Raw genomic sequence first — 18101 nt, forward strand, 5'->3', positions numbered from 1 at the left:
GTTCATGGTATCGTCGCCAAATCGGGCACAATCTGGGCCATGAGCGGACAATATCGGGGATTTTCGCGGACAATTCCTAATGCATAGGAATAGTCCGCGAGGCCAATCGGGTAGATCATCCTTTGTGAAATCAGAGGGTTGCAGCCAATCTCGTGCCTTGGTCAATTGCCCGTTTTGCGTCCAATTCTACCGCAACATCCGCGCCACCAATTACATGGCAGGGAATCCCTTCGGCTTCCAACGCATCCGCCAGAGACCTTTCGGACACCTGCCCAGCGCACAAGACAACGTTGTCACATGGGATCAGTGTTGGGTTTTCACGAGCTTCACCCGTCGACACCCAGATACCCTCGTGCGTGATGCGTTCGTAGTTTACACCGCCCCTCATCGTGACGCCTTTCATCTGGAGCGTGGCACGATGGATCCAACCCGTCGTTTTACCCAAACGGCGTCCGGGTTTTTCTGCCTTACGCTGCAAAAGGGTCACGTCGCGGATTGGGGCATCGGGCTGCGGCCCTTCGGGCGCCAGACCGCCACGCTGTTCCGACGGATCCGTCACGCCCCATTCGCGGAGCCATTCAGGCAGGTCTACAGTGGGACTTTCACCAGTGACGAGAAATTCCGAGACATCAAAACCGATGCCACCTGCACCGATGACAACAACCTTTTTACCTACTTCGGCCCCCCGAAGGACGTCGATGTAAGACAAAACATGCGGCAAATCCTGACCTTCAATTTCTGGATCACGCGGCACAACGCCCGTTGCAATGACGACCTCATCAAATGACCGCAGCGTATCGACGGTAGCCGTTTCATTCAAACGTAGTTCAATGCCCACTTCGGCAACCGCAGTACCAAACCAATCGACGAGGCCATGAAACTCTTCTTTACCGGGAACCTGTTTTGCAAGATTGAGCTGCCCGCCCAAACGGTCACTGCGATCAAAAATAGTGACCTTGTGCCCACGTTCGGCGGCCGTCAAAGCAGTTGATAATCCTGCAGGACCAGCGCCGACCACAGCGATCGTTTTCGCCTCACTTGCAGGCACAACCACCAACTCTGTCTCGAAACAAGCACGCGGGTTCACCAAGCAACTGCTCAGCTTGCCGCCAAAGGTATGATCCAAACAGGCCTGATTGCAGGCAATACAGGGCGCAATTGTATCGGCCCGATCCGCCGCCGCTTTGGCAACGAAATTCGGATCGGCGAGGAACGGACGAGCCATACTTACCATATCCGCGCACCCATCAGCCAAGACTTCTTCTGCAACGTCGGGCGTATTAATCCTGTTCGAGGTGATGACGGGGATGCTCACATGAACCATCAGCTTTTTCGTGACCCAAGAGAAAGCACGGCGCGGTACGCTCGTTGCGATCGTCGGAATACGAGCCTCGTGCCAACCGATCCCAGTGTTGATGATGGTTGCCCCTGCTGCCTCAATCGCCTTGGCGAGTTGGATCACCTCATCAAAGGATGATCCGTTCGGGATCAAGTCGATCATCGACAGTCGATAGATGATGATAAACTCAGGCCCAACGGCCTCGCGGATGCGGCGCACGATCTCAACGGGTAGCCGCATACGGTTCTCATAGTCCCCGCCCCAGCGATCCGTGCGCTTATTGGTATGCAAGACGAGGAACTGGTTGATGAAGTACCCCTCTGACCCCATCACCTCGACCCCATCATAGCCCGCTTCTTTGGCGCGGGTCGCGGCGGTTACGAAATCGGCGATCTGTTTTTCGATCCCTTCCTCATCAATCTCTTTAGGAGGAAAAGGCGAAATAGGAGATTTGATCGCAGACGCAGACACACAGTCTGGTCCATAGGCATACCGACCCGCATGGAGGATCTGCATTGCGATCTTGCCATCCGCCTCGTGCACACGGTCCGTCACGATACGATGGTTGGCGATGTCTTGGTCAGTGAATAGGCCGGCCGCACCGGGGAAAACACCGCCCTCTTTGTTTGGGGCCATGCCACCTGTGACCATCAGAGCCACACCGCCCCGCGCTCGTGTTGCGTAAAACTCGGCAACACGGTTCCAATCCTTGGTCTCCTCCAGACCCGTGTGCATGGACCCCATCAGAACGCGGTTCTTTAGGGTCACAAATCCCAGATCAAGTGGAGCAAGCAGGTGCGGATATTTCGTCATAGTGGCCTCCCTATTCGGGGGCACAATGCAGCGACTTTCCCAGCGCGTCACCTACAACGCGGCGTCACCGAATTACATCGTTTCTACACAATGACGACGGAACGCTTTTTTCAAAAGGTCGAGCTCGGCCCGCAAGAGGTCCAACTCTGCACGAATATCTTCAGCAACGGGTTCGCCGCAGATAATGGAAAAGGTAGCGAGGGTTTCACCGCTATCTCTGTCTGCGATAATAAAGGTCTGCACGCCATCGCTCAGCACATCCGCAGGCACGGGTACGCGGACAACCCAGCCGCCTTCGGCACCAGTCACGTCAACGCCAGAAATCTCACGCGCCAAATGCGTGACAACAATGGACGGCGCTGTTTGTGTCGAGACAGCTAAGACGCCTTCCCAGACGCCTTCGAACAAGCGGGTTTTTGTCAGGGCTGGAGTTCTCATCGCGGTCCCTTTGATTAGAATTCAGCACGAGGATAACGGCAGAGCGTGAGGTCACGTACCGTTACCTGATTCATAGACGGGCCTTCGAAAATGAGGTCCATCCAAACTTTCTCGATCCGCTTCTCATTGAGCTTTGAATACCCAAGATCAAACTCGACCATTTGGCTGCTCGTCCCCAACGGCAGTTCGCGGACAATCTGTTCAACGTTGGGGCCGTGCTTGATGTTCAATCGCGCAAAAATCTCGAGCGGCTTTTCCGTCTCGATAATCGGGTCACAGCGGACAAGATGCTTCATCGTGAGGCCGTGGCAGGCCTCATCTGGAAAATCGATGGCGAGGCTCAAATAGGTGCCGTCAAATTTGAAAACATCCATACGCAAACCGTAAGGTGCAAGGTCCGCTTCGCGAGTATTGCGCAATTGGCGGAGTGTCAGTTCGCTAATTTGGCAATCGTGATAGAGCGTGACCTCTTCGCCAATCATCGTCTTAGACGGTGCCGAGGCCATGCCTTTGACGCCCAAAGGACCACGCCACAATTGCGGGCGCCACGCCCAATCCGTGCCACGAGGGGTCGGAAAGCGGTTTGCACCGATCATCGGCAAAGCAAGACGTTCGTTGGCAACATAGATGAACTCATCCATCTGTGCGCGGACCTCGAGAGCAGAGAACAGCCGCCGCCGCACCAAGTCCAGTTTGCTGGTCTTCGCGTCTTTGACCATCTGCGCCAAATAGCGCATCAGGCGGCGCATCATGAATTTGTCGATCAGGTTCATCCTGCCCGAATGTCCCTTTTGTCTTGGCACAACCATGCCGACAATCCCCCGAGTTGGGTCATGCCGTCAAGCCACAGTCGGCACTTTTGTTGAAACATCAATCGCCTATCAGAGCAGTCGCTGCCGCCCGCAAAACTGCCAGCCCCTGCGATTGATCAAGAGGCGATTGATCCCACCACCGCACAGAGACCGTGGACATCCTGCCCTGATAATCAAAGAAGGCGCGCCACTGCGTCGGCTGAAACCCATCCGACAAGGACGACGCGGTATCGCTAAAGAACACCTCAACGCGGTGATCGTGAACTTGGACGTGATGCACAAATATCGTCGAAGGATCGCCTGCCCCACTCAGCAAAGCTCGACCATCAGGATGCTGAATCAACTGCGACAGCGCGTTTTCTGCCCCAAAGACGGCGGCGCTATCCGCTTCACCGATTTGTGTCGTGATCAAAGCAAAGCGAGACGCGCCACAGGGAGTTGCCACTGTAAAGCCTTCTGCCAGACGACTTGCCCTTCGATCGAAACAGTAGCCTTCGGGTGCGATAACCGCGATTTCGCCGCCCAAAACATCAATAGACTTGGGCCCATAAGCCAAACCGTCGTCCAAAGTGCATGCAGGCACCAGTAGCGAAGCGCCCCAAAACGCAGCCATTACGCGCATCTTCAAATTCATAATCGCCTCCGGGTCGTCGCCCATTGCGGTTTAGGCGACGATACCTTTGGCATCAACCAATAGAAGCGTTGATTGCAATTCAGGGCGGCGCGGCTTATTTCGGTCACCAACAGCGAACAAAGGCAAGCGCGATGAACTGGATTTCGAATTACGTCCGCCCGACGATCAACTCGCTCTTTTCTCGTCGTGAGGTTCCAGAGAACCTTTGGACGAAGTGCGGCGAATGTGGAACCATGCTGTTTCACCGTGAATTGGCTGACAATCAGAACGTCTGCACAAATTGTAATCACCACATGGCGATTACACCGCGCGACCGTTTTACCGCTCTCTTTGATGGCGGCGTCTTTACAGAGGTGAAGGTTCCGACCCCAATCGACGACCCGCTCAAATTCCGCGACCAAAAGAAATACGTGGATCGGATGAAGGCCTCGCAAAAATCCACTGGCGAAAAAGAAGCCATGCTGGTTGCCGAAGGCGAGATTTTCCGCACGCCGATTGTCGCTGCTGCTCAGGACTTCAGCTTCATGGGTGGTTCGATGTCGATGTATGTCGGCAACGCGATCATCGCTGCTGCTGAACGCGCCGTCGAACTTGGCCGTCCGCTTGTTCTATTCTCCGCTGCAGGTGGAGCGCGCATGCAAGAGGGTATCCTCTCGCTGATGCAAATGCCCCGCACGACAATCGCGGTTGATATGCTCAAAGAAGCAGGCCTGCCCTACATCGTGGTTCTGACACACCCGACCACAGGCGGCGTCACCGCATCTTACGCGATGCTCGGCGATGTCCACATCGCAGAACCCAACGCACTGATCTGTTTCGCAGGCCCGCGCGTTATCGAACAGACTATTCGCGAGAAACTGCCCGAAGGGTTCCAACGCGCTGAATACCTGCTGGACCACGGCATGCTCGACCGCGTGACACCGCGTGGCAAGCAAAAGGAAGAACTGGCGCAAATCATCCGAATGCTAATGGGCATGGATGCTGTTGTCGCGGCTGACCTTCCTGCGCCTGCTGAACAACCTGCAAAAGCGGAATAACCAAATCAAATGACTGCTCCGACTTCGGATGTGATCCTCGAACGGATGATGGCCTTGCACCCCAAGGTCATCGACCTTGTTTTGGACCGCGTTTGGCGTTTGCTGGATGCCCTTGGCAATCCGCAGAACGATCTGCCGCCCGTTATCCACCTTGCTGGAACGAACGGCAAAGGGTCGACGCAGGCCATGATCCGCGCCGGCCTAGAGGCGGAAGGCAAAAAGGTTCACGCCTACACCTCGCCGCACCTCGCACGGTTCCACGAGCGCATTCGGTTGGCGGGTGAGCTGATCTCGGAAAGTTACCTCACCGAAGTTCTGGACGAATGCTACGCCGCCAACGGCGGTGAGCCGATTACCTATTTCGAAATCACTACCTGCGCCGCGATCCTAGCGATGGCACGCACACCTGCGGACTACACTCTGCTAGAGGTCGGCTTGGGTGGTCGTCTGGACGCAACGAACGTCGTGGCGAAACCTGCGCTCTCGATCCTGACACCAATTTCGATTGACCACGAACAGTTCCTTGGTTCGACCCTGACTGCGATTGCTGGCGAAAAGGCAGGCATCATTAAACGCGGCGTGCCTGTCATCGTGGGCCCGCAGCAAGATGAATCCATGGACGTGATCGAAGCAACGGCTGCCCGCCTCGGCGCGCCGATCTCTGCCTACGGGCAGCAGTGGCACATTGGCGAAGAGCATGGCCGCATGGTCTATCAGGACGAACAGGGCCTCTGCGATCTACCGCTCCCCAACCTGCCTGGCCCGCACCAGATCCAGAACGCTGGCGCCGCGATTGCAGCTTTGCGAATGCTTGGCATGTCGAGCGTTGCGACTGAGGCCGCTGTAACCAAAGCCGAATGGCCCGCACGGATGCAGCGCCTGAAAATGGGGCCGCTTATCGATTTGGCTGGCAATTGTGAGCTCTGGCTGGACGGCGGGCATAACCCAGCGGGTGGCGAAGCTGTTGCCAAAACACTGTCCCGCCTACCGCAGCGCCCGACCCATCTGATTTGCGGCATGCTGAACACTAAGGACGTAATGGGCTACATGCGCCCGCTGGCCGACGTCGCGCAAAGTCTCACGGCAATTTCGATCCCCGATGAGATAAACACTCTCCCTGCGGACACCACAGCGAATGCAGCGCGTGAGGCAGGTTTCGCCAAAGTGAAGACCGCAAATTCGACAGCCGACGCAATCGTGGAGATCGTCAAAGCAGATCCTTCCGCTCGTATTCTGATTTGCGGCTCGCTCTATTTGGCGGGTCACATTCTGCGTAGCAACGGGTAAGGGCGGCTGCCACTACTCGGATGGCGCGAAATCCAGCGTCAAAATATACGTTCGATTCGAATCGCTCCCCTTGACCGCGAATCACCTAGACCGCTAGATTCACGGTAGAATTCGCTGTTAGACGCCAACGCGCGACAGCATACCGGCCAGGCAGGGCGGGGAGGCGGGCTATTTTGGCTCGTCTTTCTGTTTGTAACACACTGATACCGAATCATTTTTGTGAATCTCTTTATGGATGAACCCGTTGAGGCGATTCGCACGTTTGACTTGCGTCACCTGATTCTCCAAAATGCGGTCAAAGCGACGGAACACACAGCGCCTGCCAGCGCATAACAACAAGATGTGTTTCGAAGATTGGGGGACAGAAGATGTTGCGACTGTTTAGCAGTATAGCGATCGGACTCTGCGCGTGCTTTGGCGCCGCGCAGGCTCAAGACGTAAAGATCACCGACAATTTGCCCGAGGCGGTTATTGACCTGAACGGCACGACAGTCACGATCAGCCGTATTCAAGATACAGACAACCTTTTGACGGGCGATTTCACGAAGACATCTCGCCCATGCCCGCCGTTTTGCATTCACCCGATGACCATTGCGGATGGTGTGGAGACTGTTGGCGAACTTGAGGTCATCGACTTCCTGTCGACCAAAGTCGCCGCTGGCAGTGGTTTGCTGATCGACAGCCGCGTCCCTGACTTTTTCGTTCGCGGCGCAATTCCCGGTGCGATCAATGTGCCGTTCACAACACTGGAAGCCTCGAACCCCTATCGCACTGACATCATCAAAGCGCTCGGCGCAGTTGAGGTTGGCGGTGGTTTGGATTTCACAAACGCCCTCGACCTCATGCTCTATTGCAACGGCCCATGGTGTGATCAATCGCCCCGTGCGATCCGAGGTCTAATAGAGGCAGGGTACCCCGCCGAGAAATTGTTTTATTACCGTGGTGGTGTGCAAGATTGGGTCATGCTTGGCCTGACAACTGTTACGCCGTCGAATGACGGCTAAGCCGCTTAGGAGAAGAGTATTATGATCCGCACCGTATTAGGTTTTTTCATCGCGGCTTTGACGATCTGCATCGTGATTATTCTGGCACCGTTCTCGTCAGACGATGAACCTGCCACGATTGACGTAACACGCAATGAAACTGGCAATGTAACTGCACCTGTGGCTGCGCCGATTGGGTCAACGGGCACTTTGGCACCTGGCGTCGCCGAAGCCATCGCCCCAGCCCCTGGTGTCGCAGGTCAGGCAGCGGCCCGCATATTGGCGGCGTCCCGCGCGGGAAAAGAACCAGAGCTAAAGATCCAAACCGACACGAGTTCTATCGGTGACACGACCGCTGGCGTTCTGGCGGCACTCGGTCTGGCAACAGGCGCGGCACCTGCGCCAACTCCCGCAGAGTTAGGCGGGGATGAGATGATGAACATGACCGCGAGTGTTCTGTCGGGCATCCGCGGCGCAACGGGACAACCCGCCGCCGCCGCACCTCAACAAAACGATCTGCAAACGCTGGTCGCGTGGGCGCTGAAAGAAGGTCAGTCGGATTCCTATATCGATGCGCTTTTGAACGAGGCCGCATCGGCTGGTCAGATCACCGTTCCAAACATGCTTGTGACGTCCGACGGTCGTGTAGATACCGCCACCCTCCTTGCGTCGATTGTTCAAGAGGCCACCGCCGCCACGACAGGCCAACGCGCAGCCGTTCCAACCACACCGTTGGGGCCGTCGGATGGCGTTGAGGTTCGCGTAGTTCAGCGCGCTGGCGAAACCGAACAATTCCGGTTCTACACCGTTGGTTCGGGCGACAGCTTGGGGTCGATCTCGGTGAAATTCTACGGGTCGGTTGAATACTACCCCCGCATTTTCGAAGCGAACCGCACCATCCTATCCAGCCCTGATCGCATCCAAACGGGCCAGCGATTGGTTATCCCAGAGCTAGGCTAAAAGAATAAGGGCGGGGATTTCCCCGCCCTTCGTTCATTCATCGACTGGCTTACCCCAAGTCTTGTCCTGCATTTCACGCAGGCGACTGGCGGTGCGTTCGAATTCGAAGACCCCCTCCCCTTCGAGGTAGAGTGTTTCTGGTTCCGATGCCGCGGAACAAATCAGTTCAACCTTGGCCTCGTAGAGCGCGTCGATCAACGTGACGAACCGTTTCGCTTCGTTAAAGTTATTGCGGCTGAGCGCAGGAATATCTTCAAGGATCAGCACCCGAACGGCATCTGCAACAGCAAGGTAGTCTGCTGGCCCCAACATCCGCCCGCACAAGTCAAAGAACGACGCCCGCGCCACGCCGTTGCAGAAACCGGGCAGCGTCACATCACGACCTTTAACTTTAAGAACGAGAGGGTGCGCACTATCCCCAGCAAAATCGGTCCAAATCGCCCGAATTGATGCTCGTGCGTCTGGCGTAATCGGCGTGAAATACCGTTTCTCGTCATGCAACCGACCCTGACGGTGGTCCGTCTCGCTGACTAACTCGCGCACCTCCAATTGATCCTTAATCAGATCAATGAAGGGCAGGAAAAGTTGGCGATTCAGACCATTTTTATAGAGGTCATCTGGAACGCGGTTCGAGGTGGTCACAACCGTAACACCCGCCTCGAAGAGTTTTTCAAACAAACGCCCAACGATCATCGCGTCTGTAATATCGCTGATCTGCATTTCGTCGAACGCGAGGAGCCGAACATCTTTGACCAAGGCATCGGCAACAGGAACGATGGCATCATCCACGCCCTGCGCACGCGCCTTTGCCATTTCAGAATGGACCCATTGCATAAACGCATGAAAGTGTTCGCGCCGTTTCGGTACATCGACCAAGGAATAGAGCAGGTCCATGAGCATGGATTTTCCGCGCCCGACACCGCCCCAGAGATAAAGTCCGCGAACAGGTGTATGGGCGGCCTTACGGAAGAAGCCCTTTTTAACTGGCGGCTGCGCTAGTTCAGTTTGAACACGTTCGAGCGCGTCCAAAACCGCTTCTTGAGCGGGGTCGGGTTTCAGGCGGCCTTCGGCAACGCCCGTACGATATGCATCAATGATACCAGTCATGAACCGCACATAGCCCGCAGCATGGCCAAAGAAAAGCCGCGCCGCATTTCAAACGGCGATGTGGGGCCGCACAAAATGTCATCGAAAATCTAAAGCAGCCGATTGACGGCGATCAAACGGCCCGACACTGTCGCGCCATGAACAAAAGCGCACCCCTCTTTACACCCGTCCTGATCACCGGCTGCATCATCGTAATGATCGGCTTCTCTATTCGTGCGTCGTTTGGGGTGTTTCAGATTCCCATCGCTACGGAATTCAATTGGCTGCGGTCTGATTTCAGCCTCGCAATCGCAATCCAGAACCTCGCATGGGGGATTGGGCAACCGATCTTCGGCGCTGTTGCCGAAAAGGTCGGCGATCGTAAGGCCATTATTCTGGGCGCGCTGGCCTATGCTGCAGGTCTGATCCTGTCGGCAGGTGCGACGCTCCCTATTCAGCATCAGCTGTATGAAGTTCTCGTGGGCTTTGGCATCGCAGGCACTGGGTTCGGCGTCATTCTCGCCGTTGTTGGTCGTGCCAGCTCGGATGAGAACCGCTCCATGAGCCTCGCGATTGCAACGGCTGCAGGATCTGCGGGCCAAGTGTTCGGCGCCCCAGTCGCAGAGTTCCTTTTGCAGTCCATGTCATGGCAAAACGTATTCTTGTGGTTTGCCGCTGCAATCCTCGCCACGCTTTTCCTTTTGCCGTTCATGCGCGCACCGCAGGTCGCATCAAAGGCTGAACTGCAAGAAAGCATGAGCACCATTTTGGGCCGTGCATTCCGCGATCCGTCCTACACAATGATTTTCCTTGGGTTCTTTTCCTGCGGATATCAGCTCGCCTTTGTCACCGCCCACTTCCCAGCTTTCGTTGCGGAAAGCTGCGGACCGATTGCAGGGGGCACTTTCTTGGCTGGCATGGGCATCAACTCGACCTCTGCCCTCGGCGCCGCTGCTATCTCTCTGATCGGTCTGGCAAATATCATGGGGACACTGTTGGCGGGTTACCTCGGCAAACGGTATTCAAAGAAATATTTGCTGGCGAGCATTTACGCCGCACGAACAATCGTCGCCGCTTGGTTCATCCTCACACCGATGACACCCCTCACCGTTATTGTCTTCTCGATCGTTATGGGCAGCCTCTGGCTCGCTACTGTTCCGCTCACCTCTGGGCTCGTCGCGCACCTCTACGGGCTGCGCTACATGGGTACGCTCTACGGGATCGTGTTCTTTTCCCACCAGCTAGGTAGCTTCTTGGGCGTATGGCTCGGCGGCAAACTCTACGACATCTATGGCACCTACACTTACGTGTGGTGGGTTGGTGTCGGCGTGGGCGCGTTCTCGGCCTTGGTCCACCTTCCAATCAAAGAAAAGCGGACGGCGCTCGCGGCTTAACGCGCGCGCCACCGATCCAAGATATACCGCGCCGTCATAAGATCGAGGTGAGCACCACCACCGTTCTTGAACACGGTGATGTCATCGGGAGCGCGGGTAAAAGCATCCAAGGTGTAGTAGTCCGCAACAACGTTCGCAGGATCATACTCCCCTGACTCAATAGGGATGCGCAGTTCGCCAATATCGTGGAGCACGGTGTCACGGCTATCCATGAACACACGTGACCGCAAAAGCGCCTCGGTGTCTGCCTCACGCAGGTCAGGTCGAAACGCGCCGATTAAGTCGACGTGCTGACCCGCGTGGAGCCATTCGCCTTTGAGCACGATCTGTTTAGCTGGTGTCGCACAGGTGATGATATCGGCGGCACGAACGGCGGCCTCAACATCCGTAGTGGCCTCAGTCGCGGGATACTGTGCAGCAAGGGCCGATGCGGTTTCCAACCGACGTCCTGCGATAATAAAATGAGCGTTCGGAAATAACGCGCCATATGCCTCGCGTAACGATGCAGCGACCGTTCCTGCGCCAATGATCACGATGTTCTCGCTCCCTGGTCGCGCCAAACGCCGAGCCGCCAGCAAGCTATCCCCTGCCGTTTTCCATTTTGTCACAAGCCCAAAATCAATAACCGCTTCTAGGTCGCCAGTCACATCCGACATAAGGTTCATTGCGCCGTTTACGTTGCGCAGTCCTTTTTCGTTGTTCTTTGGAAAAATAGTGGCCGCTTTAACGGCGATCCCTAGACCATCAATCCATGCGCTACGAGTGAGGAGCGTATCATCACCGCGATAGAGAAACGTATCGGCGATCTCTGCCTTGGGCAGAGTATGACCCTCGGCGATTGCGTCCGTTAGTCCAATCCAGTCAAGCAACGCCTGACCTTCGTCGAAAGGAACGATGTCGATCATTTCGCGTCCTCATCGCTCAACAGCCCTTCGGCAACAAGGCGATCTGCAAATCCCTGCGGATCAGCAAAGAGATGCGTGTTCCACCCACGCGCAGCGGCCGCAGCAATATTATCAGCCCGATCGTCGGCGAACAAAAGCGCTGTTGGCGCAACACCGCAATCGTCTTCTAGCATGCGATAAATCTCGGGCTCTGGCTTCACTTCGCCCATGTGCCCAGAGATGTAACGACGGTCGAATTCCTCTAAGAACGGATATTCTCGCTCGCCGATTTCAAAAGTCTGGATGCCGAAATTCGAAAGAGCGAACACTGGAACACCTTTGGATCGAAGGGCTCGCAACAAACGCACCGAGTGGTCGATTGCTGGTGACGCCATTTCGAGCCAACGCTCGTGCCACATCATGATTTCATCATGCCATTCAGGGTTCTGCGCTGCGCATTCCGACACAGCATCGTACCAATTCTGGCCGCGATCCACCTGATCGTTCATGCCGTGCAGGTCGACGGCTTCGAACATCGCCTTGCGACGCTCCACCCCAATCACGCGGTCATAAACACGTTCGGGATTCCATTCGATCAGCACGTTGCCAATGTCAAAAACGACGGCTTCGATACCCATGATTAGCCTCTTTTTATACGTTGCAGCTCTCGCTCTAGAGCATCGAGAAACCGTGACCTGTCAGCTTTGGAAAATGGTTTGCCGCCGCCCTGACGGAAGGGATCAGCCGACCGTAGATCCGCCATCAAATCCCGTGTCGCGAGGACGTTGCCAATATTGGCCTCGGTCAGTGCTTCGCCGTTGTGTTTAAGGACCCGCGCACCGGCTGCGACGCATTTGGCGGCAAGTGGGATGTCGCCTGTAACAACCACATCGCCCTTGGTTGCACGATCAGCGATCCACATATCTGCGATGTCAGGTCCCTCGGGAACGATCACCGTCTCGACCAGAGGGTTTTGCGACGGACGAAGCCCGCCATTCGACACGATAAACATGCGTGTCTGATGACGGGTTCCGACCCGCTCTACCTCGGCCTTAACCGGGCAGGCATCGGCATCAACGTAGATCACGCGTAGAGAGCCTCTGCGTGGAATGCGATGTGATCTTCGAGGAACGAGGTCACAAAGAAATAGCTGTGGTCGTATCCCGGCTGCAGACGGAGGGTTGCTGGGATCCGGCGCTCTGCGGTTGCGGCCCAGAACTTCTCGGTCATCAGATAGTCGGCGTATTGGTCATTCGCGCCCGTATCGACCAGCAGCGGGATATTGAGGCCAACGTCGCGCATCAGCAGGGTCGCGTCATGCTTTGCCCATTGGCTTTTATCGGTGCCCAAGTAGGCCGTGAACTGCGGGCGGCCCCAGTCGCCAGCGGTGGGGTTACAGATCGGCGAAAACGCGGAGACCGAGCGATAGCGCGGCACGTTCATCGCAATTGTCAACGCACCATGACCACCCATTGAGTGTCCAGTGATCGACTGGCGGTCCTCATCGACCGCGAAGTTCGCGGCGATGATACGCGGCAGTTCTTCCGTGACGTAGTCGAACATACGGAAATGCGGTGCCCACGGCGCTTCAGTTGCGTTCACATAGAACCCAGCGCCCTGCCCCATGTCATAGGCATCATCATTCGCTACACCTTCGCCACGCGGCGAGGTGTCAGGAAACGCCAGCGCAATACCGTGCTCTGCTGCCCAAACCTGCGCACCCGCTTTGATCATCGCGTTCTCATGGGTGCAGGTCAGACCCGCAAGGAACCAAAGGACGGGAACGGGCGCATGTTCAGCCTCTTCGGGCAGGAACAGACCAAAGGTCATATCGGTGCCAGTCGCCTCAGATGCGTGCCGATACACACCTTGAACACCGCCGTAGCATTTGCTTTGCGAAATCGTTTCCATTGATGACCTCCGATTAGACTTGGACCCAGGCGATCACAGCCGAGACCGTTAAAATGCTAAGCGCCGTCGAAACAAGGATCGACGCTGACACGCGCGCGGGGGCAACCCCGTAGTGCTGCGCTAGAATATAAACGTTGCCCGCAACGGGCAGCGATGCCGCCGCAACCATAACCGAGGCCGGGAAGGGATCAACTCGGAACAGGATAAACGCGGCGAATGCGACAGATGCAGGATGCAGCACCAATTTGGCAAAGCTGAGCCAACCCGCGACGACTAACCGTTCCGCAGATTTGCTCGCAAGCGACGCACCGATCGCGAACAAAGCACCTGGAGTAGCTGCAGCGCCAAGAATGGTCAGGAAATCATTGATCGGATGAGGGATCGACCAGCCAGATGCCGAGATCAACATGCCTACCACGATAGAAACGATCATCGGGTTCTTCAGAAGACCCATTCCAACTGTGCCAAAAACGCTCCACGACAAACGTCCGTGGCGGCTACCGTAGATCAAGATCACGATGAGCGACGAAAAGACGATCAGATCGACAACCAGAACCATCATAATCGGGCCGATGGCTTCCTCGCCGAGGAGCATGGACAACATCGGAATACCGAGGAAGCCCGTATTCCCGATCACACCAACCTGTGCCTCAACCGCGGCTTCAGCGGTGCCAAGTTTTCGGATAATGGCGACCGTGGTGACCAGCAAATAGACCGCCATCGATCCAACCAAATATGCCCCCATGAAAGGCCAATCGATCAACTGGTCAAACGACAGGTTTGCCGAGAACCGGATCAGCATCGCCGATAGGGCAAAATAGAATACGAACTTGGTGAGATACGAGGTCGCTTCGGACGAAAAGAAGCCCGTTCGCCCTGACCCATAGCCCAGCGCGATCAACATAAAGAACGGGAGTGTTTGAAGAAGAATTGCCCACATGCAAAACGGCTAGCATGGCATGTGAAGGAACGGAACCCGCCTTCTTTGCTAAGCCAGATCACGCGCGGTGATAGGGTGAACCAGACAGGATCGACGCGGCACGGTAGAGCTGTTCACTCAGCATCACGCGCACCAGCATGTGGGGCCAAACCATCTTGCCAAAGGACAACGCAGCATCCGCTTTGGCACGAAAGGCAGGGTCCAGACCATCCGCGCCACCGATGACAAAAGCGATGTCCTGACGCCCTTGATCACGCCAACCCCCAAGTTGGTCGGCGAAGTCCGGAGACGTCATGACCTTTCCACGTTCATCCATGATACAAATGAGAGCGCCATTCGGGATCGCTTTTTCAAGCAGGGCGGCCTCAGCCCCCATACCTGCGTTCTTTTTATCATCCACCTCAATGACGTTCGCAGGACCGAGCGCAAGCGCTCGTCCTGTTCGGTCAAACCGTGTTAGATAATCGTCGCTAAGGTCACGTTCCGGCCCCGCCCGAAGGCGACCGACCGCAACTATATGAACGCGCATCAGTTCAGGCTTCAGCAGCCCCTGTCGGGAGCCACATTTTTTCCAGCTGATAGAATTCGCGCACTTCGGGACGGAAGACGTGGACGATTACGTCGCCACAGTCGACCAGAACCCAGTCGCCAATCTCTGCGCCCTCGACTTTACAAATAATGCCGAACGCTTGCTTCATTCGTTCGGTGAGCTTTTCCGAAACCGCAGCGACCTGACGGGTCGAACGGCCAGATGCAATCACCATGAAGTCAGCCATTTCAGTTTTACCGCGCAGAGGGATCTGCACGATATCTTCGGCTTTGTCGTCTTCGAGAGACGCAACGACAGCGGCGAGAATGTCATCGCTCGTTACGTTATTAGAAGCCACGGTCATCGCTGGCTCCATGTGGGCAGTCGCATCTGCCGAGGTATTGAAAGACAGGTCATTGTCCTCCGGGGTTGCGCGTCGTCCAAACCCCGACGCTGGGCCTGTGCTAAAGGTAGCAGCGCATCGCTTTATTTTCAACAGAACAGGACCGCAACAGCAAACAACGTATAGATTCACATATGTGACATTCCACCCACGCAGAGTTTCCTTGCGAGACTCACCAAAAATAACTATGTGACCGCCCATGATCCAAGTTTTCGACATGGATGACCGCGCGCGTTTGCGTGAACGGTTTTACGGCGAAAGCCGTTCGATCCTCGCCCGACTGTAATGTTGCGCGAGGCGCAGCACCGTTGCGCCTGTCCTCACGATCTGACTTTCAACATTTCCAAAGGTAAGAGCCATGTCGCCCAAGACGCTCTATGACAAAATCTGGGACGCACACGTCGTCCAACAATCCGAAGACGGCACCTGCTTGCTGTACATCGACCGCCACCTCGTTCACGAAGTGACCTCGCCGCAGGCATTCGAAGGTCTGCGTATGGCTGGCCGCAAAGTGCGCGCTCCGGAAAAAACCATCGCTGTTCCGGATCACAACGTTCCGACCACTCTGGACCGTGCGGACCCAGCGACCATGACCGAAGACAGCCGCATTCAGGTTGCTGCGCTCGACAAGAACGCCAAAGAGTTCGGTATCAACTACTACCCAGTGTCCGACGTTCGTCAGGGCATCGTGCACATCGTCGGCCCAGAGCAGGGTTGGACCCTTCCGGGCATGACCGTCGTGTGTGGCGACAGCCACACCGCAACTCACGGCGCATTTGGTGCACTGGCACATGGCATCGGTACGTCCGAGGTTGAGCACGTTCTGGCGACCCAGACGCTCATCCAGAAGAAGTCGAAGAACATGAAAGTGGAAATCACTGGCAAACTGATGCCGGGTGTGACCGCGAAAGACATCACTCTGGCTGTGATCGGCGCAACTGGCACCGCTGGCGGCACTGGCTACGTCATCGAATATTGCGGCGAAGCGATCCGCGATCTGTCGATGGAAGGCCGTATGACTGTCTGTAACATGGCTATCGAAGGCGGCGCACGCGCTGGCCTGATCGCTCCTGATCAGAAAACCTTCGACTACGTCAAAGGTCGTCCGCATGCTCCGAAAGGCGCTGACTACGACGCAGCTGTTGAATACTGGAAAACGCTCTTCACCGACGAAGGCGCTCACTTCGACAAGGTCGTGACGCTGAAAGGTGAAGAGATCGAACCCGTCGTGACTTGGGGCACCTCGCCCGAAGACGTTCTGCCGATCTCCGCTGTTGTGCCCTCACCCGAGGACTTCAAAGGCGGTAAAGTCGAAGCTGCGAAACGCGCCATCGAATACATGGGGCTGACCGCTGGCCAGAAACTGACCGACATCGAAATCGACACCGTGTTCATCGGGTCCTGCACCAACGGCCGTATCGAAGACCTTCGCGCCGCTGCAGAAATCCTGAAGGGCAAAAAAGTCAAAGACGGCATGCGTGCTATGGTCGTTCCTGGTTCGGGCCTCGTCCGTGCTCAGGCCGAAGAAGAAGGCATCGCCCAGATCTTTATCGATGCTGGCTTTGAATGGCGTATGGCAGGTTGCTCCATGTGTCTCGCGATGAACCCCGACCAATTGGCCGAGGGCGAGCGTTGCGCATCCACCTCCAACCGCAACTTTGAAGGCCGTCAGGGCTACAAAGGCCGCACCCACCTCGTTTCGCCGGCAATGGCTGCAGCTGCTGCAATAACCGGTAAACTCACCGACGTTCGGGAGATGATGTAATGGAAAAGTTTGTAACACTTCAGGGTATCGCAGCACCGATGCCGTTGGTGAACATCGACACCGACATGATCATCCCAAAGATCTTTCTTAAGACGATCAAACGTTCGGGTTTGGGTGTAAACCTGTTCGACGAAATGCGTTACGACCGTCAGGGCAACGAAATCGCTGATTTCGTCCTGAACAAACCGCAGTATCGCGACGCACAGATTCTTGTCGCTGGCGACAACTTCGGCTGTGGTTCGTCGCGCGAACACGCGCCGTGGGCTATTGCTGACTTTGGCATCAAATGCGTGATCTCGACCTCGTTCGCAGACATCTTCTTTAACAACTGCTTCAAGAACGGCATCCTGCCGATCGTCTTCCCGCAGGATGTTGTCGATGTTCTGATGAAAGACGCGGAAAAGGGCTCTAACGCTCGTATGACCGTTGACCTTGAGAATCAGGTCGTCACCACTTCGGACGGCCAAGAGTTCGCTTTCGAAGTCGACGCGTTCAAAAAACACTGCCTGATGAACGGTTTGGACGATATCGGCCTAACCATGGAGCATGTTTCGGCGATTGACGCGTTCGAAGCAAAGTCCAACGCAGAGCGTCCGTGGCTCTAAGCCACAAGATATAGCGTTACTTTAGCGGGGATCGTCCAAAAGGCGGTCCCCGCTATACATTCGGATACACGCCAAATGTTGCTTGCCACATTTCGTGCCACAGTTTCGCCCGCCCAAGCACCGCTTTGAAATGGTTGCATTCTCGCACCACTCATGCCGCAAAACCGCCCAATAGATTTCGTCATATTAACCCGTTAGTTGCAGCGGGGTCCGAAAATGGGCAACATTATGTCAAAGATGAGGCAGATCGTGCATCTCGCACGAGGTCAAACTGGAAACAG

19 protein-coding genes are annotated in these 18101 nt (G+C 55.9%); 7 read left to right on the forward strand and 12 right to left on the reverse strand.

Going from position 1 to position 18101, the window contains the following annotated elements; genetic code table 11:
- Positions 1-130: 130 nt before the first annotated feature.
- The 4 genes from AC1QQ2_RS08080 to AC1QQ2_RS08095 all read right to left on the reverse strand — a co-directional run bounded on the left by AC1QQ2_RS08080 (position 131) and on the right by AC1QQ2_RS08095 (position 4036).
- On the reverse strand, positions 131-2152 hold the full coding sequence (locus tag AC1QQ2_RS08080; protein ID WP_479712760.1) for an FAD-dependent oxidoreductase: 2022 nt from the start codon (positions 2150-2152) through the stop codon (positions 131-133).
- Positions 2153-2224: 72 nt separating this feature from the next.
- The gene (locus AC1QQ2_RS08085; RefSeq protein WP_479712761.1) at positions 2225-2590 is read right to left on the reverse strand and encodes a hypothetical protein; all 366 of its coding nucleotides are present in this window, start codon (positions 2588-2590) and stop codon (positions 2225-2227) included.
- Positions 2591-2604: 14 nt separating this feature from the next.
- Positions 2605-3363 (reverse strand): DUF6478 family protein, encoded by a 759-nt coding sequence (locus AC1QQ2_RS08090; protein ID WP_249946790.1) that lies wholly within the window; start codon positions 3361-3363, stop codon positions 2605-2607.
- A 97-nt stretch (positions 3364-3460) separates the two neighbouring features.
- Entirely contained in the window at positions 3461-4036 is a 576-nt protein-coding gene (locus AC1QQ2_RS08095) for a dihydroxy-acid dehydratase (protein ID WP_479712762.1), read from the reverse strand.
- A 131-nt stretch (positions 4037-4167) separates the two neighbouring features.
- Between AC1QQ2_RS08095 and accD the strand changes: the two genes are divergently transcribed.
- From accD to AC1QQ2_RS08115, 4 genes are all read left to right on the forward strand, one after another.
- On the forward strand, positions 4168-5073 hold the full coding sequence (gene accD / locus AC1QQ2_RS08100; RefSeq protein WP_105235986.1) for an acetyl-CoA carboxylase, carboxyltransferase subunit beta: 906 nt from the start codon (positions 4168-4170) through the stop codon (positions 5071-5073).
- Between the two features lie 9 nt (positions 5074-5082).
- Positions 5083-6360, forward strand: a complete 1278-nt coding sequence (locus tag AC1QQ2_RS08105) for a bifunctional folylpolyglutamate synthase/dihydrofolate synthase (RefSeq protein WP_479712763.1) — start codon at positions 5083-5085, stop codon at positions 6358-6360.
- A gap of 368 nt (positions 6361-6728) precedes the next feature.
- Positions 6729-7364 (forward strand): rhodanese-like domain-containing protein, encoded by a 636-nt coding sequence (locus AC1QQ2_RS08110; protein ID WP_479712764.1) that lies wholly within the window; start codon positions 6729-6731, stop codon positions 7362-7364.
- Positions 7365-7385: 21 nt separating this feature from the next.
- Positions 7386-8303, forward strand: coding sequence for a LysM peptidoglycan-binding domain-containing protein (locus AC1QQ2_RS08115; protein WP_479712765.1), 918 nt, complete (start codon positions 7386-7388; stop codon positions 8301-8303).
- Positions 8304-8336: 33 nt separating this feature from the next.
- Here AC1QQ2_RS08115 and zapE read toward each other — a convergent pair whose 3' ends face one another.
- The gene (gene zapE, locus AC1QQ2_RS08120; RefSeq protein ID WP_479712766.1) at positions 8337-9410 is read right to left on the reverse strand and encodes a cell division protein ZapE; all 1074 of its coding nucleotides are present in this window, start codon (positions 9408-9410) and stop codon (positions 8337-8339) included.
- 137 nt (positions 9411-9547) lie between these two features.
- Between zapE and AC1QQ2_RS08125 the strand changes: the two genes are divergently transcribed.
- Positions 9548-10783: an MFS transporter gene (locus AC1QQ2_RS08125; protein ID WP_479712767.1), complete on the forward strand. Its 1236-nt coding sequence runs from the start codon at positions 9548-9550 to the stop codon at positions 10781-10783.
- Here the strand turns inward: AC1QQ2_RS08125 and AC1QQ2_RS08130 are convergent.
- The 7 genes from AC1QQ2_RS08130 to rsfS are packed head-to-tail and all read right to left on the reverse strand — an operon-like array spanning position 10780 to position 15423.
- Positions 10780-11688, reverse strand: a complete 909-nt coding sequence (locus tag AC1QQ2_RS08130) for an ornithine cyclodeaminase family protein (RefSeq protein WP_479712768.1) — start codon at positions 11686-11688, stop codon at positions 10780-10782. The two genes, AC1QQ2_RS08125 and AC1QQ2_RS08130, sit on opposite strands and share 4 nt — an antisense overlap.
- Positions 11685-12305 (reverse strand): HAD-IA family hydrolase, encoded by a 621-nt coding sequence (locus tag AC1QQ2_RS08135; RefSeq protein WP_479712769.1) that lies wholly within the window; start codon positions 12303-12305, stop codon positions 11685-11687. The genes AC1QQ2_RS08130 and AC1QQ2_RS08135 overlap by 4 nt, the downstream gene beginning before the upstream one ends.
- A 2-nt stretch (positions 12306-12307) precedes the next feature.
- Positions 12308-12754, reverse strand: coding sequence for a YaiI/YqxD family protein (locus tag AC1QQ2_RS08140; protein WP_211096410.1), 447 nt, complete (start codon positions 12752-12754; stop codon positions 12308-12310).
- Positions 12751-13578 (reverse strand): S-formylglutathione hydrolase, encoded by an 828-nt coding sequence (gene fghA, locus AC1QQ2_RS08145; protein ID WP_479712770.1) that lies wholly within the window; start codon positions 13576-13578, stop codon positions 12751-12753. Before fghA ends, AC1QQ2_RS08140 begins: the two co-directional genes overlap by 4 nt.
- Before the next feature lie 13 nt (positions 13579-13591).
- Complete coding sequence (locus AC1QQ2_RS08150; protein WP_479712771.1) at positions 13592-14518, reverse strand: AEC family transporter; 927 nt, start codon at positions 14516-14518, stop codon at positions 13592-13594.
- A 58-nt stretch (positions 14519-14576) separates the two neighbouring features.
- The gene (gene rlmH / locus AC1QQ2_RS08155) at positions 14577-15047 is read right to left on the reverse strand and encodes a 23S rRNA (pseudouridine(1915)-N(3))-methyltransferase RlmH (RefSeq protein WP_479712772.1); all 471 of its coding nucleotides are present in this window, start codon (positions 15045-15047) and stop codon (positions 14577-14579) included.
- Positions 15048-15051: 4 nt separating this feature from the next.
- The gene (gene rsfS, locus AC1QQ2_RS08160) at positions 15052-15423 is read right to left on the reverse strand and encodes a ribosome silencing factor (RefSeq protein WP_231924726.1); all 372 of its coding nucleotides are present in this window, start codon (positions 15421-15423) and stop codon (positions 15052-15054) included.
- Positions 15424-15808: 385 nt separating this feature from the next.
- Between rsfS and leuC the strand changes: the two genes are divergently transcribed.
- Positions 15809-17215: a 3-isopropylmalate dehydratase large subunit gene (leuC, locus tag AC1QQ2_RS08165; RefSeq protein ID WP_479712773.1), complete on the forward strand. Its 1407-nt coding sequence runs from the start codon at positions 15809-15811 to the stop codon at positions 17213-17215.
- Entirely contained in the window at positions 17215-17820 is a 606-nt protein-coding gene (gene leuD / locus AC1QQ2_RS08170; protein WP_479712774.1) for a 3-isopropylmalate dehydratase small subunit, read from the forward strand. Before leuC ends, leuD begins: the two co-directional genes overlap by 1 nt.
- Positions 17821-18101: the final 281 nt, after the last annotated feature.

The sequence above is a fragment of the Aestuarium sp. genome (assembly GCF_023253315.1).
In the GTDB taxonomy this organism is placed as follows: Bacteria; Pseudomonadota; Alphaproteobacteria; order Rhodobacterales; family Rhodobacteraceae; genus Marivivens; species Marivivens donghaensis.

What these genes read in the sequence shown, in the direction of transcription:
- AC1QQ2_RS08105 (WP_479712763.1), top strand. Translation starts at nt 5,083, where the DNA reads ATGACTGCTCCGACTTCGGATGTGATCCTCGAACGGATGATGGCCTTG.
- AC1QQ2_RS08085 (WP_479712761.1), bottom strand. Translation starts at nt 2,590, where the DNA reads ATGAGAACTCCAGCCCTGACAAAAACCCGCTTGTTCGAAGGCGTCTGG.
- rsfS (WP_231924726.1), bottom strand. Translation starts at nt 15,423, where the DNA reads ATGGAGCCAGCGATGACCGTGGCTTCTAATAACGTAACGAGCGATGAC.
- AC1QQ2_RS08130 (WP_479712768.1), bottom strand. Translation starts at nt 11,688, where the DNA reads ATGATCGACATCGTTCCTTTCGACGAAGGTCAGGCGTTGCTTGACTGG.
- leuC (WP_479712773.1), top strand. Translation starts at nt 15,809, where the DNA reads ATGTCGCCCAAGACGCTCTATGACAAAATCTGGGACGCACACGTCGTC.
- accD (WP_105235986.1), top strand. Translation starts at nt 4,168, where the DNA reads ATGAACTGGATTTCGAATTACGTCCGCCCGACGATCAACTCGCTCTTT.
- AC1QQ2_RS08125 (WP_479712767.1), top strand. Translation starts at nt 9,548, where the DNA reads ATGAACAAAAGCGCACCCCTCTTTACACCCGTCCTGATCACCGGCTGC.
- AC1QQ2_RS08115 (WP_479712765.1), top strand. Translation starts at nt 7,386, where the DNA reads ATGATCCGCACCGTATTAGGTTTTTTCATCGCGGCTTTGACGATCTGC.
- zapE (WP_479712766.1), bottom strand. Translation starts at nt 9,410, where the DNA reads ATGACTGGTATCATTGATGCATATCGTACGGGCGTTGCCGAAGGCCGC.
- AC1QQ2_RS08135 (WP_479712769.1), bottom strand. Translation starts at nt 12,305, where the DNA reads ATGGGTATCGAAGCCGTCGTTTTTGACATTGGCAACGTGCTGATCGAA.
- fghA (WP_479712770.1), bottom strand. Translation starts at nt 13,578, where the DNA reads ATGGAAACGATTTCGCAAAGCAAATGCTACGGCGGTGTTCAAGGTGTG.
- AC1QQ2_RS08090 (WP_249946790.1), bottom strand. Translation starts at nt 3,363, where the DNA reads ATGAACCTGATCGACAAATTCATGATGCGCCGCCTGATGCGCTATTTG.
- AC1QQ2_RS08095 (WP_479712762.1), bottom strand. Translation starts at nt 4,036, where the DNA reads ATGAATTTGAAGATGCGCGTAATGGCTGCGTTTTGGGGCGCTTCGCTA.
- AC1QQ2_RS08080 (WP_479712760.1), bottom strand. Translation starts at nt 2,152, where the DNA reads ATGACGAAATATCCGCACCTGCTTGCTCCACTTGATCTGGGATTTGTG.
- leuD (WP_479712774.1), top strand. Translation starts at nt 17,215, where the DNA reads ATGGAAAAGTTTGTAACACTTCAGGGTATCGCAGCACCGATGCCGTTG.
- AC1QQ2_RS08110 (WP_479712764.1), top strand. Translation starts at nt 6,729, where the DNA reads ATGTTGCGACTGTTTAGCAGTATAGCGATCGGACTCTGCGCGTGCTTT.
- rlmH (WP_479712772.1), bottom strand. Translation starts at nt 15,047, where the DNA reads ATGCGCGTTCATATAGTTGCGGTCGGTCGCCTTCGGGCGGGGCCGGAA.
- AC1QQ2_RS08150 (WP_479712771.1), bottom strand. Translation starts at nt 14,518, where the DNA reads ATGTGGGCAATTCTTCTTCAAACACTCCCGTTCTTTATGTTGATCGCG.